This is a genomic window from Streptomyces sp. NBC_00012, from assembly GCF_045040875.1.
Classification (GTDB): Bacteria; Actinomycetota; Actinomycetes; order Streptomycetales; family Streptomycetaceae; genus Streptomyces.
Map to the genome: position 1 here is coordinate 4,063,580 of NZ_CP108309.1, position 15,423 is coordinate 4,079,002.

Consider the following 15,423-nt stretch of genomic DNA (forward strand, 5'->3'; position numbering starts at 1 on the left):
CCTCCAGCGTAGGCCCGCCCCTTGCCGGTGGCACAGGTCCCGTTCGGGCCCGTACGAAAGGCACGAAGGGCCGTACCCCGTTCAGGAAGGCGTCCAACCCCCTGGGGTACGGCCCTTCGGCCGATCCGTGTCGCGGCGCGAGGCGCCCTAGACGGCGATCGCGACCTCGGAGAGGCCGCCGGTCTGCGCGACGACCGTGCGGTCGGCGCTGCCGCCGGGGACGAGGGCGCGCAGCGTCCACGTCCCCTCGGCCGCGTAGAAGCGGAACTGTCCGGTCGCCGAGGTCGGGACCTCGGCGGTGAACTCACCGGTCGAGTCCAGCAGGCGGACGTAGCCGGTGACGGGCTCGCCGTCGCGGGTCACGCTGCCCTGGATGGTGGTCTCACCGGGCTTGATGGTCGAAGCGTCGGGGCCGCCGGCCTTTGCTCCACACATGTGTTTCGTCCTTCTGGGTCGGGGGTCGTGCTGGTCCGGGTCGTGCGGAGTTACTTGTTGGCGCCGAGCTCGATCGGCACGCCCACGAGGGAGCCGTACTCGGTCCACGAGCCGTCGTAGTTCTTGACGTTCTCCTGGCCGAGCAGCTCGTGCAGCACGAACCAGGTGAGCGCGGAGCGCTCGCCGATGCGGCAGTACGCGATGGTGTCCTTCGCCAGGTCGACCTGCTCGGCCTCGTAGAGGGCCTTGAGCTCCTCGTCCGACTTGAAGGTGCCGTCGTCGTTGGCGTTCTTCGACCACGGGATGTTGCGGGCGCTCGGCACGTGGCCGGGGCGCTGGGACTGCTCCTGCGGGAGGTGCGCCGGGGCGAGCAGCTTGCCGCTGAACTCGTCGGGCGAACGCACGTCGACCAGGTTCTGGCTGCCGATCGCCTTCACGATGTCGTCGCGGTAGGCGCGGATCGACTCGTCCTGCGGCTGGGCCTTGTACTGGGTGGCCGGGCGGGACGGGATCTGGTCGCCGTCGACGAGGTCGCGGGAGTCGAGCTCCCACTTCTTGCGGCCGCCGTCGAGCAGGCGGACGTCCTGGTGCCCGTAGAGCTTGAAGTACCAGAACGCGTAGGACGCGAACCAGTTGTTGTTGCCGCCGTACAGGACGACCGTGGTGTCGTTGCCGATGCCCTTCTCGGACAGCAGCTTCTCGAACCCGGCCTGGTCGATGAAGTCACGGCGGACCGGGTCCTGGAGGTCCTTGGTCCAGTCGATCCGGATCGCGTTCTTGATGTGGTTCTTCTCGTACGCCGAGGTGTCCTCGTCGACCTCGACGAGAGCGACCTTCGGGTCGTCGATGTGGGCCTCGACCCAGTCGGCGTCTACCAGGACGTCACTGCGGCTCATTCTTTTCTCCTCCGGGGCAGTCTGCGGCGAGATGATGCGAGACGGTGCGTGATGCGGGTGTACGGCGGCGCGGCGTGCGGCACACGTACAACGGCGATCGGGATGGGCCCTGACCTCGGTCCGGGGGCCGGGGGAATGCGGGGTGCCGAAGGCTCCCGCTCAGACAGTGCGACAGAGCATGGCGGCGACGCGGCACAGGTCCACTGCCCGCCGCTTCGTGAGATCCGCCCGTCCCCGCTGAGGGAGACCGCCAATAGAGCACTGCATGGGACCGATCGTAGGGAGGTACGGGCGGACATGTCACCGCCGTGTCGCATCGTGAGACACGATCGTCCGTGATGCGAGACGCAAGTGGGAGCGGAGCACCCCCCGCGCCGCCCGCTCGTCGTCGGCGGGCATAGGACATCTACAGATCGGACATGGCCGTCTCAATATGTGGCCCGCCCGGTGACGCGACATGGCGCGCCGGGATGTCCGGGGCGCCGGGGCGTGCGAGGCACTCGGGCGTGCGGGGAGGTCCGAGGCGACACGGGTTCCAGGACCGTCCGGACAATCTCGCGGCCGGGCCTTGACCTCAAGTCCGCTTGAGGTATCAGGGTGATCCGCATGGACACCAGAACCGCGGATATCAAAGCCATCGAGCAGGTCGTCACCACTGTCGAGCACGCTCAGCGCGCCAAGGACGTCGAGGGGTTCCTCGCGCTCTTCCACCCCGAAGCTCTCTGGACCACCGGCCACGGCAAGGTCCTGATCGGTTTCGACGCGATCGCCGAGTTCACCCGCGCCGTGCTGCCTGCGGCCAGTTGGGACGGTGAGGTCACCTACGAGGCAGTGCACACGCGATTCCTGCGGCCCGACGTGGCGGCCGTCAAGGTTCGGCAGGTCTACCACTCGCCGGAGGGCGAGGCGGAAGGCACTCCGCTCTACGTCATGACGAAGCAGGATGACGGGAGGTGGCTGCTGCACGCATGCCAGAACACCGAAGTGCGGGTCGGATAGAACCCGCACGATCAGGTGACCGCGCCGTGCCCGGATCGTCGTCCCAGGCATGGCGCGGGGTGATCCGCCGGCGACTGCGGGAAAGCCCTCAGCCGGCGAGCTCCACGTCCGTGCCCGTGACCGAGATCTCCAGGCCGTCCGCGGTCGGCTGGATCTTCTGGAGCTTCAGGCCGCTCGGCAGGCCGCCGACCTCGCGGTCGAAGTCGGTCTTCTTGCGCACCAGCCCCTCCAGCCCGGGGATGTCCTCACCCGGTACCTCGTCCGCGCGCACCCGCAGGGTGTGGCCGTCGACCAGGGTGACGGTGGAGAGCACGCTGCGCGAGATCGGGCGGCCGAGGAGGTCGACCGTGCCGGTCACCTTCACCTTGTTGTTGCCGCCGTACTCGACCGCGACGCCGTCGCTGGCGGCCTTGGTGAGGTCCTCGTACGAGATGACGGCGGTGCCCGTGGCACGGGCGGCGGTGGCGCTGGAGTAGCCCTCGGACAGCTTCACGTCGTGCAGTGCGGCGTTCATCCTGCTGATCCGGAGCCTGCGGCCGTTGGCATCGGTCTCGATGCCGGTGATCTCCACGTCGACCTCGTCGAGCTGATTCCCGGCGACCTGCGTCAGGAACGGGAAACCCTTGATGGAGATGTCCGTCGAGCCGATCGTGGCACCGGTGACCCGGACCCGCCCCGCGGCCTCCGACTCGGCGAAGTACACCGCCGCCCGGTCCGCGGCGACGAAGATCCCGCCCAGAACCACCACGATGACCAGCAGTATCCGCAGTGCACGCATGCCCGCTCTTTCCCCCACCCTGCAATCCGGCCGGACCCCTGGCGCCCCGCACGTCCACCGAACGTGCACGGCGCCCCGGGTGATCGACGAGCGGGAACCCCTCTTCGGTTCCCGGGGCGCCCCGGTCCGGCGCTACGAGAGCGCGCGGCCGAGCAGGTACACGGCGGGCGCCGCGGCGGTGAGCGGCAGCGCCACACCGGCGGTCATGTGGACGAAGCGCGACGGATAGTCGTAGCTCGCCACCCGCAGCCCGATCAGTGCGCAGACCCCCGCCGCGAGGCCGAGCAGCGCGCCCTTCGCGCCCAGATCGGTCAGCACCCCGGCCGCGGCGCCACCGCCCGTGGCGGCGAGCAGCGCCACCACGACCGAGGCCGGTCCGGGCAGCGGCAGCGCGCGGACGAGCACGGCGACCGCGACGGCCACCCCGCCCACTGTCACCGCGTCCGGGACCGCCGCGAGGTGTCCGGCGGCCAGGACCGAGAGCGCGGCCGAGGCGATGGTGGCCATCAGCCCCTGCATCCGCTCGTCGGCGCTCGCGTGGCTGCGCAGCTGGAGGACCACGGGGAGCAGCACCCAGACGCCGAGGGTGCCGAGGATGGCGGCCGGTCCGTTCTCCCGGCCCGCGGCGAGCAGCGCGACGTCGGCGACCAGGCCGCCCGCGAACGCGAGCGCGATGCCCTGCCGGGCCGGCCACATGCCGTTGAGCCGGAACCAGCCGGCCGCGGTCACGGCCTGGAGCAGCACCAGGGGTACGACCAGGCCGTACTGCCCGATCGCGGCGCCCAGGGCCAGCAGGACCCCGAGCCCGGCGGTGATCGCGGCGGGCTGCATGCCCGGCGCGATGATGGGCGAGCGGCCCTCGGCGCGGGCCCGCTGGGCGTCGGTGATGCGGCTGTTGCCCAGGGTGGTGGGGGCGCTGTAGCCGGCCGCGTCGTGCCCGGAAGCAGGGGTGGGCGCGTCCTGGGCCGGCGCCGGCGCCTCGGGCGGGAGCGGGTACCCGCCCGTGGCGCCCTGCGGCTGCAGGTAGGCGGTCTCGGCCGCGGTAGGAACGGGCTGCTGCACGGGCTGTACGGGCTGCTGCGCCGACTGTGCGGGCTGCTCCGGCTGCACGGGCTGTACGGGCTGCGCGGAGTGGATCACCGGCTGGTACTGGGTGTCCCAGGTCTGGCCCTCCCACGTCTGCGCGACGCCGGGGTCCTGCGGACCGTGCGCCGACGGCGCCGCGGGCTCCTGCGGATACCCGGCCGGCCAGGCCTGCCCAGAGCCCGCCTGAGGTGCCTGGGGCGCCTGAGGTGCCTGGTTCGGGTCGTACTGGCCGTGCGCCTGCGCCTGCTGGCCGTATGGCTGCTGCGCACCGTAGGACTGGTGGCCGTAGGACTGGTGGCCGTAGGACTGATCACCGTACGGCTGACCACCGTAGGACTGGTGGTCGTAGGCCTGGTCGCCGTACGACTGACCGCCGTACGACTGCGGCTGCGACGGCTGCGGCTGCATCTGCTGCGGCTGCTGCATCTGCTGCGCCTGCGGGTGCCCGCCGTGCGACGGGTCGTGGCCGGGGACGTACCCGTGCCCCGGGTCCTGTCCGTACGGATGCTGCTGATCGTTGCTGCTCATGTTCTGCGGTTCACCCTCCTGCGAACGGCGGGAGCACCTCGACCGTGCCGCCCTCGGCAAGGCGTACGGTCTCATGGCCGCGGGTGCCCACGGGGTCACCGTCGATGAGGAACGAGCACCTTTGCAGCACTCGGGTGAGCTCTCCGGGGTGCCGTTCACGCACCGCGTCGAGCGCCTCGGCGAGGGTCGCGGCCGTGTACGGCTCCTCCGCGGTCCCGGCCGCGGCCTTGGCGGCGGCCCAGTAGCGGATGGTTACCGCAGGCATGGCGCCACTCCTCTCTCTCGCGTCAGCTGTCCATGATGGGTCACGCCGTCACCGCCCAGTCGGCGATGCGGGTGAGCAAGGTCTCGTCCGCGGCGTTCTCCGCGTGCCCCATCCCGCGCTCCAGCCACAGCTCGGCGCCGTCGCCCGCCGCGTCGGCCAGCGAGCGCGGGTGGTCCAGCGGGAAGTACGGATCCCGGTCGCCGTGCACGATCAGCAGCGGCGTCGGGCCGAACAGCCCGGCCGCCTCGACCGGCGCGAGCGGCACGGGGTCCCACGGGCGGCGGTCGATCCTGGTGTGCAGGCCGTAGCGGCCGACCAGCCGGCCCAGGGGCCGGGTGACCACCCAGTGCAGCCGGCGCATCGGGGCCGTGCCCCGGTAGTACCAGCGGGCGGGGGCGCTCACGGCCACCACCGCATCCGCGTGCGCCTCCGTACGCGCCTCGGTGCGCCCCTCGCGCTCCATAAGCTCCACAACGTCACCGGCTCCCGTGTCGCCCACCGGCCGCCCCGCGTACAGCGCCCCGTGCCGCAGCACCACGGAACCGCCCATCGAGAACCCGACGGTCACCACCCGGCGGTGTCCGAGCGACCGCGCCCACGCCACCGCCGCCGCCAGGTCCAGCACCTCGCGGTCGCCCACCGTCGACCGCCCGCCGGACCCGCCGTGCCCCCGGAACGAGAAGGTGACCACGGCCGCACGCCCGGCGAACACCCCTGCGGCACGCCGCACCGCGGGCCGGTCCACCGAACCGGTGAAACCGTGCGCGAGCACGATCGCAGTACCGTCGAAGGATGATTCCGCACCGGCCCCCGCACCTGCCGTGCACGGCTCGTACACCGCCTCGACACGCACCCCGTCATCGGTACGCAAGGTGGCGCGCAGGGGACCGGGCGTGATCGAGGGAACAGCGGAACCCCGAATTCGCCCCTCGGACACAGAACTCATGTGGGCTATTGTGCTGGGAAGAGGATCCGGGCAGAGCAGCCCCCGGGTCCTTTTGTGCTTTCCAGGCGTTGTTACGGCGACGTTTCCACAAGCTCAGCGGCCCCCGGGCGCGGAACCGCACCGTGGGACCAGCACGCAATACGTACGAAGAAGTGCCGCATACTCCCCCGGGCCCGGCCCGGGAGTGCCCCTCTCGCAGGGAACGAGGAGGACCGACGTAATGGGCGAGCGAACCGTGCACGATCATCGACCGACGACCCAGGCAGGTGGGCGGCGATGAGTTCACTGCTGCTCCTGACGAATGCCCTTCAACCGTCGACGGAGGTGCTCCCCGCTCTCGGACTCCTGCTCCACAGCGTGCGGGTCGCGCCGGCCGAAGGCCCCGCTCTCGTCGACACCCCCGGTGCCGACGTCATCCTGATCGACGGCCGCCGCGACCTCCCCCAGGTGCGGTCGCTCTGCCAGTTGCTGCGGTCCACCGGACCGGGCTGTCCGCTGATCCTCGTCGTGACGGAGGGCGGCCTCGCGGCCGTCACCGCCGACTGGGGCATCGACGACGTGCTGCTGGACACGGCTGGACCGGCCGAGGTGGAGGCCCGGCTGCGGCTGGCCACCGGACGGCAGCAGATCAGCTCCGACGACTCCCCGATGGAGATCCGCAACGGCGATCTCTCGGTCGACGAGGCCACGTACAGCGCGAAGCTGAAGGGCCGGGTCCTGGACCTGACCTTCAAGGAATTCGAACTGCTCAAGTACCTGGCGCAGCACCCGGGCCGGGTCTTCACCCGCGCCCAGCTCCTCCAGGAGGTCTGGGGCTACGACTACTTCGGCGGCACGCGCACGGTCGACGTCCATGTGCGGCGGCTGCGCGCCAAGCTCGGCCCCGAGCACGAGTCGCTGATCGGCACGGTCCGCAACGTCGGCTACCGCTTCGTGACACCCGAGAAGGTGGAGCGCGCGGCCGAGGAGGCCAAGGACCGGGCCGCGGCGAAGGCGGCCGCCGGAGCCGTGCCCCGTTCGGAGCAGTCGCGGGCCGCCGGGCTGAAGGAAGATGCCCAGATCCGGCCTGCCGGGCGGTAGGTATATCCGCGTAGACTGCCGCGCGTGGCCAAGGTGACGCGGGACGATGTGGCGAGACTGGCGGGGACGTCGACCGCGGTCGTCAGCTACGTCATCAACAACGGACCGAGGCCGGTCGCCCCGGCCACGCGCGAGCGGGTGCTCGCCGCGATCAAGGAGCTGGGCTACCGGCCGGACCGGGTTGCCCAGGCGATGGCCTCGCGGCGGACCGATCTCATAGGGATGATCGTGCCGGACGCCCGGCAGCCGTTCTTCGCCGAGATGGCGCACGCGGTCGAACAGGCCGCCGCCGAGCGCGGGAAAATGGTGCTCGTCGGCAACTCCGACTACCGCGACGAGCGCGAGGTCCACTATCTGCGGGCCTTCCTCGGCATGCGGGTCTCCGGTCTGATCCTGGTCAGCCAGGGCCCCAGTGAGCGGGCGGCGGCCGAGATAGAGGCGTGGGACGCGCGGGTCGTGCTGCTGCACGAGCGGCCGGAGGCGATCGACGACGTCGCGGTCGTCACCGACGACGTCGGCGGCGCCCAGCTCGCCACCCGGCACCTGCTGGAGCACGGCAACGAGTACGTGGCGTGTCTGGGCGGCGTGGAGTCCACCCCGGCGGTCGGTGACCCGGTCGCCGACCACGTCGAGGGCTGGCGCCGGGCGATGCACGAGTCGGGGCGCTCGACGGAGGGCCGGCTCTTCCAAGCCCCGTACAACCGTTACGACGCCTATCAGGTGGCGCTGAAGCTGCTCGCCGGGCCGGACCGGCCGCCGGCGATCTTCTGCTCGACGGACGACCAGGCGATCGGGGTGCTGCGGGCCGCGCGCGAGCTGCGTATCGATGTGCCCGGGGAGCTCGCGGTGGCGGGCTTCGACGACGTGAAGGAAGCCGGGCTGACCGATCCGCCGCTGACGACGGTCTTCTCGGACCGTCCGGCGATGGCGCGGGCCGCGGTGGACCTGGTGCTCGACGACTCGTTGCGGGTGTCTGGGTCGCGGCGGGAGAGGCTGAAGCAGTTCCCCTCGGCGCTGGTGGTGCGGCGCTCGTGCGGCTGCGGGGAGCCGACGGTCAGGTAGCGGACCGGCCTCCGGGCGGGCCGCTCCTCATCGGGCCGGGCCCCCTGTCGGGGCCAGGGCCGCTCACCGCCGAGGCCAGGGCCGCTCACCGCCGGGCCGGGAACGCTCCTTATATCGGGCATACGAGCTTCTGCCGGGCTTCTCAGCGCGTGCTCAGGCTTCTCTCATCTTCGCCGGACACGCTCGTATGCATGACAGAGAGCCAGCGCCCGAGCGGCGAGTACCCGATGTACCCCTCGTACGGCAACGGCGACGCGGCATACCCGCCGCCGCCGTCGTACCGGCCCGCGCAGCCGATCGCGACGGGCCCCGGCACCACGGTGTGGCCCGGCGCGGGCAGTGCCGGCGGGCACGGCGGCGGCGTGGGCGGCGACGGTCCGGACTTCCCGCCGCCGACACCCGAGCCGGCCGCGCCCCGGCACCGGGCCAGGCGGCCGGTCGCCCTGCTCGCGGCCGTGGCGATCGCGGCGGCGATCGTCGGCGGCGGCACCGCCACCGTCATCGAGCAGCTCACCGGCGGCGGGACGAACAGCTCGGCCTCCGACGTCGTCCCCGGCACCACCGTCTCGCAGAGCAGCAAGGGCACCGTCTCCGGTGTCGCCAAGGCCGTCTCCCCGATGATCGTCGAGATCAACGCGACCTCGACCGCGGGCGAGTCCACCGGCTCCGGCGTGGTCATCACCTCCGACGGCGAGGTCGTCACCAACAACCACGTCATCTCCGGCGCCTCGACGGTCAAGGTGACGCTCAGCACCGGCCGGACGTACACCGCCGATGTCGTCGGCACCGACCCCGACAAGGACCTCGCACTGATCAAGCTCCGGGGTGCGAGCGGGCTGAAGACGGCCACGCTGGGCGACTCCTCGGCGGTCGCGGTCGGCGACCAGGTCGTGGCGATCGGCTCGCCCGAGGGCCTCACCGGCACCGTCACCAGCGGCATCGTCTCCGCCCTCGACCGCGATGTCACCGTCGCCAAGGAGGACGGCGGCAGCCAGGGGCAGGGCGGGCAGAGCGGCGGCGAGCAGTGGCCGTTCGAGTTCGGCGGGCGGCAGTTCAACGGCGACACCGGCGAGTCCACCACCACGTACAAGGCCATCCAGACCGACGCCTCGCTCAACCCCGGCAACTCCGGCGGTGCGCTCATCAACATGAACGGCGAGATCATCGGCATCAACTCCGCGATGTACTCGGCCAGTTCGTCCGGAGGTTCCAGCGGTTCGAGCGCCGGCAGCGTGGGCCTCGGCTTCGCCATCCCGGTCAACACGCTCAAGGCCGACCTCGACACCCTGCGGGCCGGCAACGGCTCCTGAGGCTCCCGAGGCCCTTGAGACTCACGAAGCTCCTGAGGAGACCGTCATGCACCACCCCGCCCACACCCTCACCGGCCCGGCCGACCTGGCCCTGCCCCTCGCGCTGCTCCTGGCGCTCGCCGAACCGGCCGGGCCCGGTTCCTCCGGGGCGGACCGCGCCCCGGAGGTCCGCACCGCCGCCGCCCGCAAGCGCGGGGCCGCACGACGACGTGCCACAGCCGTGCGAGGCTGAGAGCAGGAAGACACAGCGGTACGGGAACGAGAAGAGGACAACGAGCGATGAGCCCCGCCGAAGACGATCCGCAGCGCATCCTGATCGTCGACGACGAGCCCGCCGTACGTGAGGCCCTGCAGCGCAGCCTCGCGTTCGAGGGCTACGGCACCGAGGTGGCCGTCGACGGCCTCGACGCCCTGGCGAGGGCGGATTCGTACGCCCCCGACCTCATCGTCCTCGACATCCAGATGCCCCGGATGGACGGCCTGACCGCCGCCCGTCGGCTCCGCTCCGCGGGCACCACCACCCCGATCCTGATGCTCACCGCCCGCGACACCGTCGGCGACCGGGTCACCGGTCTCGACGCGGGTGCCGACGACTACCTGGTCAAGCCCTTCGAGCTGGACGAACTGTTCGCCCGCATCCGGGCCCTGCTGCGCCGCAGCTCGTACGCGGCCGCGGCGGGCGGCGTCCCCGACGACGACGAGCTGACCTTCGCGGACCTGCGGATGAACCTCGCCACCCGCGAGGTCACCCGGGGCACCCGCCGGGTCGAGCTGACCCGTACCGAGTTCACCCTGCTGGAGATGTTCCTGGCCCACCCGCGCCAGGTGCTGACCCGCGAGCAGATCCTCAAGGCGGTGTGGGGCTTCGACTTCGAGCCGAGCTCCAACTCCCTGGACGTGTACGTGATGTACCTGCGCCGCAAGACGGAGGCGGGCGGCGAACCGCGCCTCGTGCACACGGTGCGGGGTGTCGGCTACGCGCTCCGCTCCGGCGGCGGTGACGGATGACCGGGGCCCTGCGCCGGCTCCGTGCCCTGCCGCTGCGGTCGCGGCTCGCGCTGCTGGTGGCGACGGCGGTGGCGGTCGCGGTCGCGGCGGTCGCGGCGGCCTGCTGGTTCGCGACGAAGGCGCAGCTGGAGAGCCAGCTGGATTCCTCGCTGCGCAATGTCTCGGTCAGCGACGATTACATGCAGAAGCTGTTCATCGCCTGCACCCACCCCGACCGGGCGACCGTCCCGCCGATCGGGGGGACGTACACCGTGCAACTCGTCACCGTGTCCGGGAGCACCTGCACCTCCGCCGGGGCCTCGCCGATCGGCGTGACGGCCGCCGACATCGCCGTGGCCGCCGGTGTGCGGGACGACGCCCTGCACACGGCCAGCACGAAGAGCGGCAAGAAGATGCGCGTGTACACCTACGCGTACGAGACCCGCAACCCGGCGCCCGGCCTGGTCCCGGGAAGCTTGGCGGTCTCCGTCGCCCGTCCGATGAGCGAGATCGGCGACCCGCTCTCCACCCTCGCCTGGATGCTCCTGGCCGTCTCCGGCATCGGCGTCATCGGCGCGGGCGCGGCCGGCCTCTGGATCGCCCGCACCGGGCTGCGCCCCGTCGACGAGCTCACCAAGGCCGTCGAGCACGTCGCCCGCACCGAGGATCTCACCGTCCGCATCCCGGTCGACGGCGAGGACGAGATCGCCCGGCTGTCCCGCTCCTTCAACTCGATGACCGCGTCCCTGGCCAGCTCCCGCGACCGCCAGGCCCAGCTGATCGCCGACGCCGGCCACGAGCTGCGGACCCCGCTGACGTCCCTGCGCACCAACGTCGAGCTCCTCGCCCGCAGCGACGACACCGGCCGCGCCATCCCCCCCGACGACCGCAAGGCCCTGATGAAGTCGGTCAAGGCCCAGATGACCGAGCTGGCCTCGCTCATCGGCGACCTCCAGGAACTGGCCCGACCGGATGCCCCCGCCCCCGGCCCGCTCCAGGTCGTCGCGCTGCACGACATCGCGGACACCGCCCTTGAACGCGCCCGGCTCCGCGGCCCCGAGCTGACCATCAGGGCCGACCTGACACCGTGGTACGTACGGGCGGAGCCGGCCGCGCTGGAGCGGGCGGTCGTCAACGTCCTGGACAACGCGGTCAAGTTCAGCCCGGCCCGCGGCACGATCGAGATCGCCCTGCGCGACGGCGAACTGACCGTACGGGACCAGGGCCCCGGCATCCCCGCCGACGAGCTCCCGCACGTCTTCGAACGCTTCTGGCGCTCCCCGTCCGCCCGCCAGCTCCCCGGCTCGGGCCTGGGCCTGTCGATCGTCGCCCGCACGGTCCAGCAGTCGGGCGGCGAGATCACCCTGCGCCCGGCGGCGGACGGCCCGGGCACGATCGCCACGATCCGCCTGCCGGGGGCACCGACGCCGCCGCCTGGGGTGTGAGCGCGGGGCCTCGGACCCCCGGGTCGTGCCGGATCAGAAACCGGTACGCGGTGCTCCCAGGAGACGGCTGGGCCGTCGATGGGTCATCGTCTGGGATAGACGCTGAGGATGGCATGGGCAGATGGTTCGGCCCCCGGGTCCTTCTCGTTGACGGGCGTCGCTTCGTAAAGCGCTACATCGCCGGTCACACGGGTCGGGAGCGGCACGTTCCCGTCGAGCTCGGTGGGCTTCCCGGTGGCGAGATCAAGAGCGACGGGGCCCGCTGATCCGGACGTCGTCACAGCGCCGTACGCCGTGCCGGAGTTGTCGACACCCTGGAACTTCACCCCGGAACGGGACTCCGTCTCGCCGAAGCAGTAGCCCTTCTTGGCCTGGAGATCGAAGGCCACATCTCCGTTGACCAGATAGCGGCCGTTGTCACTGAGGAGCGTGTCGGCTTCACCACCGGCGGGGAGGGCGTCGGTCAGGCCGTCGCACTTGACGCTGAACGCCGGCTTTCCGGTGCGCTCGTCGTGTACCGCCCACACGTAGTTCATCGCCAGCCCGGAGACGGTGTAGTCCTGATTCTTGGACGGCCATCGGGCCACGAGGTAGCCACCACGGACTCCATAGGCCACTCCCTTGTCCATGCCGTCCTCCGAAACCGCGCCCGGAGGTACCTGCTGCCGCCCGGTCCAGGCGTCGAGCGTGGGATAGGTGGCACTCCTTACACGGAGCATGAATTCGGGGGTGTCCTTGCCGGGGAAGGACTTGGTCGTGCCGTCGGCAGCGTCCACGACTGCCATTCCGTCGCGGGTCTCCACGGCCACGGTGCCGTCGGTGTCGTGGGGAATGGCGCCGCTGTCCGTCCCGGGGACGGTGACCTGGTGCAACGGGGCCACGTCGGTACCGGAGGAGTCCGCGCGATAGACAGCGAGATGGGCGGTGGGCTTCCCGCGGTTGATCGCGTCCTTGCCCTCCTGGGCTGTCGCGGCCAACACGACGTAGTCCTTCCCGTCCTTACTGGTGACCACCAGTTTCGCGTCCTCGGCCCGGAATTCGGCGGGCCGGGGGCTCGGCTTCCACGGTGCGCTCGACCAGCGAACGGCACCGGTGGCCGCGTCGCGTGCTTCCACACCGAGTGCCTTGCCGTCCGCATGTGTCTTGAGGAGCAGCACCAGTTTCGAGTGCGGCGCGACGGTCGGCCGGTCCAGCCGCTCCGTCTGCATGACAGCCCACCCCTTGGCACCGTCGAACGCGGGCGGGACCTGCTGCTGCCCTGCCCGAGGCACTGCGGGTTTCTGCGGTGAGGATCCCTTCGGCACCGCGCCGGGCGTCCCGGACCTTCCCGAATCGTCGTCCGACGAACCGCAGCCTGCCACTGTCAGTACGGTCATGGCTGCGAGTGTGCCTGCCAGTAACTTCTTCACGGTCCGCCCCGCCCTCATCAACCCTGCATGTTCATGAAAACTACCTTGCTGGAAAGGCGGTTTTCGTCGGGCGAGAGGACGAGAAGACGTGGATGTGTGCGAAGCCGTGGACAGTCGCCGGGCAGTGCGGGCGTTCAGCGATGAGCCGGTACCCGAAGAGGTACTCGAACGAGTGCCGGCCGCAGCGACGCGGGCTCCGCCGAGCGGGAACCTCCAGCCATGGCATGTGTATGTCGTGACCGGCGAGCCCTTGGCCGAGCTGAAGAGGCGCGCGACGGCCAGGGCAGTTGCCCCCAGGTGATGTGGACGATGTATCGCAAGACCGTCAGCCAGATGGTCGGGGCCGATGACGGGCTCGTGCTGTTCTGCGGTGTCTCGGTGGGATTCGAGAAGGAAGGCGTGCCACGGCTGCGCACCGGGCGGGCGGACATGACAGAAACAGTGACCTTCATCGGAGTGTGACCGCCGGGCGGTCGAGATCCACAGGGCATACGCCGACTCCGGCCTTGTGGCTCCCGAGCAGGCCGGAGCCGGCCCGCCTCCCTCGCGGCGTGCGGTGACCGAGCATGACCAACAGACCGCGGTGGCCATGCGGTGCCGGGTACTGCTGGGCGAGCCCGGCTGGGCCGGGTCGATCGCGAGGGTCCAGGGCCCTCAGACCCCCAGCCCCGGGTTGTGCCGGATCAGCGACTCCACCAGGCCCGACCGGGTGGCGGGGAAGTCCAGCGGGACGATCCCGAGCCCGGTCCAGCCCGACGCCTCCGAGCCGTCCAGGAACGACTGAACCTGCGGGTTGAGCCGGTCCGCGTTCCAGCGCGGCGGCATCAGGGCGGCAGTGCTGACGTAGTTCATGTACAGCTTCCCGGGCTGCTGGGCAGCCTTGCGGAACTGGGCCTCGATCTTCGGGTACTTGGCGAACGGCTCCGCCATGTAGTCGTCCTGGATGTCGAAGAGCTCCGAGTCTGCGTACCGGACACCGGGCAGCCCGCCGTTGTCGGCCAGCAGCACGACCTTGCCCCGCGCCCCGCCCAGCGAGGGCAGCGCCGAATCGATACGGAACAGCGGCCGCCAGCCCCTGTTGTCGAGGTAGTCGTCGAAGACCGCGCGGAACGTCGCGTCGCTCTCCTCCGAGTACTCCTGCTTGACCCGCATCAGCACGGTCTCGGTGGGATGCGCCGCCAGGAAGTCCCAGCAGGCGCCCAGCACATCGCCGAACATCAGGTTCTGGTACGAGGCCCCGTGATGGATCGCGAAGGACCCGCCGGTGACCCGGCACCGCACGTCCAGGAAACGTATGCCGCTGTTCAGCTGCTCGGCGATCGTGGTGTTCTGGCACTCGGTCCAGGGTCCGCCGTAACGGGCGCCGGAGTCGTGCGAGCCGGGGATCGTGAGGCGTTGCAGCGCGGTGGCGTCGGGCACGGCGCCCATCCAGTCCTGGGCGGCGAGGACTTGTCGGTCGGCGGCGCCCGCGGGACCCGCGCCGACCAGGACGGTGGCGGTGGCGGCGAGGGCGCCGGCCAGGAAGTTCCGGCGAGTGGCGGTGTACGGGCTCATGCGGGGAGTGCCTCCGTCTGCCGTGGGGGGTCGACCCAGGGATTATGGCGGGTGCACGTCACGACGGGAACAGGGCCGACGGCCGTCCTGGAACCGGAGCACTCGCAGGCAATCGCGGGCCGCCCGTGCGCGGGAGATGCCACTTTCCGTAACAGCTCAGTGCATCAGCGATGCATTGGCTTCGGCTTCGGCTTCGGCGCACTCGGGCGCAGAGGCAGATCCGACCGGTCAACAACCGTGCAGGACGGGAAGCAGCGACGCCTCGTCCAGACAGAAAAGGAGGTGGGGACGCACGGTCCACTCGATCCAGGTGCCGCGGTGGCTCAGCGAGAGGCCGCAGGGTTCGCCGCGATGGAGCGCGCCGATGGCACCGACACATCCGCCGCCGTCGGCCCAGCTCAGCGCCCGGTGGCGTTCGAGCGGTGCCAGCTCGGTGGCCAGCGTCCGCACGTTCAGCCGGATGAAGCGGATCGCTTCGGCGGGGTCGAGCGCCATGTGCCGGGACACCTCGGCGATCTCGTCTGCCTCCATCGTGCGGTAGGTGACCCGCTCGCACCAGAACACGCGCGTTGCGGACGATACGGGTGGTTGCTCGCTCACGGGATGCCTCCTGACGCCGCGTCGGAACCGCCCCGCGCCTGCG

At 71.1% G+C, this 15,423-nt stretch carries 17 protein-coding genes and 1 pseudogene; 8 read left to right on the plus strand and 10 right to left on the minus strand.

Translation table 11 applies throughout. From position 1 onward, the window contains the following. Positions 1-147: 147 nt before the first annotated feature. From OHA19_RS18660 to OHA19_RS18670, 3 genes are all read right to left on the minus strand, one after another. Positions 148-435 (minus strand): DUF1416 domain-containing protein, encoded by a 288-nt coding sequence (locus tag OHA19_RS18660; RefSeq protein ID WP_018490348.1) that lies wholly within the window; start codon positions 433-435, stop codon positions 148-150. A 50-nt stretch (positions 436-485) separates the two neighbouring features. Then, entirely contained in the window at positions 486-1,331 is an 846-nt protein-coding gene (locus OHA19_RS18665) for a sulfurtransferase (RefSeq protein ID WP_405715157.1), read from the minus strand. A gap of 159 nt (positions 1,332-1,490) precedes the next feature. Further along, complete coding sequence (locus tag OHA19_RS18670; protein WP_350983699.1) at positions 1,491-1,598, minus strand: putative leader peptide; 108 nt, start codon at positions 1,596-1,598, stop codon at positions 1,491-1,493. Between the two features lie 339 nt (positions 1,599-1,937). Between OHA19_RS18670 and OHA19_RS18675 the strand changes: the two genes are divergently transcribed. Further along, positions 1,938-2,330, plus strand: coding sequence for an SgcJ/EcaC family oxidoreductase (locus tag OHA19_RS18675; protein WP_405750834.1), 393 nt, complete (start codon positions 1,938-1,940; stop codon positions 2,328-2,330). Positions 2,331-2,418: 88 nt separating this feature from the next. On the opposite strand, the gene OHA19_RS18680 is transcribed toward OHA19_RS18675, so the two are convergent. From OHA19_RS18680 to OHA19_RS18695, 4 genes are all read right to left on the minus strand, one after another. Further along, entirely contained in the window at positions 2,419-3,108 is a 690-nt protein-coding gene (locus tag OHA19_RS18680; RefSeq protein ID WP_405715153.1) for a DUF2993 domain-containing protein, read from the minus strand. Between the two features lie 132 nt (positions 3,109-3,240). Further along, positions 3,241-4,722 carry a hypothetical protein gene (locus OHA19_RS18685; RefSeq protein WP_405750836.1) on the minus strand — a complete coding sequence of 494 codons (1,482 nt, stop codon included), beginning with the start codon at positions 4,720-4,722 and terminating at the stop codon, positions 3,241-3,243. Between the two features lie 10 nt (positions 4,723-4,732). Continuing rightward, positions 4,733-4,987, minus strand: coding sequence for a MoaD/ThiS family protein (locus OHA19_RS18690; RefSeq protein WP_072488004.1), 255 nt, complete (start codon positions 4,985-4,987; stop codon positions 4,733-4,735). Between the two features lie 40 nt (positions 4,988-5,027). Then, the gene (locus OHA19_RS18695; RefSeq protein ID WP_405715149.1) at positions 5,028-5,933 is read right to left on the minus strand and encodes an alpha/beta hydrolase family protein; all 906 of its coding nucleotides are present in this window, start codon (positions 5,931-5,933) and stop codon (positions 5,028-5,030) included. Between the two features lie 276 nt (positions 5,934-6,209). On the opposite strand from OHA19_RS18695, the gene OHA19_RS18700 reads away from it, so the two are divergent. The 6 genes from OHA19_RS18700 to OHA19_RS18725 all read left to right on the plus strand — a co-directional run bounded on the left by OHA19_RS18700 (position 6,210) and on the right by OHA19_RS18725 (position 11,817). Beyond that, on the plus strand, positions 6,210-7,013 hold the full coding sequence (locus tag OHA19_RS18700) for a response regulator transcription factor (RefSeq protein ID WP_405715147.1): 804 nt from the start codon (positions 6,210-6,212) through the stop codon (positions 7,011-7,013). A gap of 24 nt (positions 7,014-7,037) precedes the next feature. Continuing rightward, complete coding sequence (locus OHA19_RS18705) at positions 7,038-8,075, plus strand: LacI family DNA-binding transcriptional regulator (protein WP_405715145.1); 1,038 nt, start codon at positions 7,038-7,040, stop codon at positions 8,073-8,075. Between the two features lie 191 nt (positions 8,076-8,266). Continuing rightward, positions 8,267-9,385, plus strand: a complete 1,119-nt coding sequence (locus OHA19_RS18710; RefSeq protein WP_405715143.1) for a S1C family serine protease — start codon at positions 8,267-8,269, stop codon at positions 9,383-9,385. A 46-nt stretch (positions 9,386-9,431) separates the two neighbouring features. Further along, positions 9,432-9,617, plus strand: coding sequence for a hypothetical protein (locus OHA19_RS18715; protein ID WP_405715141.1), 186 nt, complete (start codon positions 9,432-9,434; stop codon positions 9,615-9,617). A 47-nt stretch (positions 9,618-9,664) separates the two neighbouring features. Beyond that, positions 9,665-10,393 (plus strand): response regulator transcription factor, encoded by a 729-nt coding sequence (locus OHA19_RS18720; RefSeq protein WP_405715139.1) that lies wholly within the window; start codon positions 9,665-9,667, stop codon positions 10,391-10,393. After that, positions 10,390-11,817 carry a sensor histidine kinase gene (locus OHA19_RS18725; protein WP_405715137.1) on the plus strand — a complete coding sequence of 476 codons (1,428 nt, stop codon included), beginning with the start codon at positions 10,390-10,392 and terminating at the stop codon, positions 11,815-11,817. The genes OHA19_RS18720 and OHA19_RS18725 overlap by 4 nt, the downstream gene beginning before the upstream one ends. A gap of 83 nt (positions 11,818-11,900) precedes the next feature. Here OHA19_RS18725 and OHA19_RS18730 read toward each other — a convergent pair whose 3' ends face one another. After that, a complete protein-coding gene (locus OHA19_RS18730) occupies positions 11,901-13,193 on the minus strand; it encodes a hypothetical protein (RefSeq protein WP_405715136.1) in 1,293 nt (430 codons plus the stop codon). A gap of 121 nt (positions 13,194-13,314) precedes the next feature. Between OHA19_RS18730 and OHA19_RS18735 the strand changes: the two are divergent. Then, positions 13,315-13,688, plus strand: a pseudogene (locus tag OHA19_RS18735) (nitroreductase family protein). Between the two features lie 192 nt (positions 13,689-13,880). On the opposite strand, the gene OHA19_RS18740 reads toward OHA19_RS18735, so the two are convergent. Together OHA19_RS18740 and OHA19_RS18745 are read right to left on the minus strand one after the other, a co-directional pair. Then, a complete protein-coding gene (locus OHA19_RS18740; protein ID WP_405715134.1) occupies positions 13,881-14,780 on the minus strand; it encodes a phosphatidylinositol-specific phospholipase C in 900 nt (299 codons plus the stop codon). Positions 14,781-15,008: 228 nt separating this feature from the next. After that, the gene (locus OHA19_RS18745; protein WP_405715132.1) at positions 15,009-15,380 is read right to left on the minus strand and encodes a hypothetical protein; all 372 of its coding nucleotides are present in this window, start codon (positions 15,378-15,380) and stop codon (positions 15,009-15,011) included. Positions 15,381-15,423: the final 43 nt, after the last annotated feature.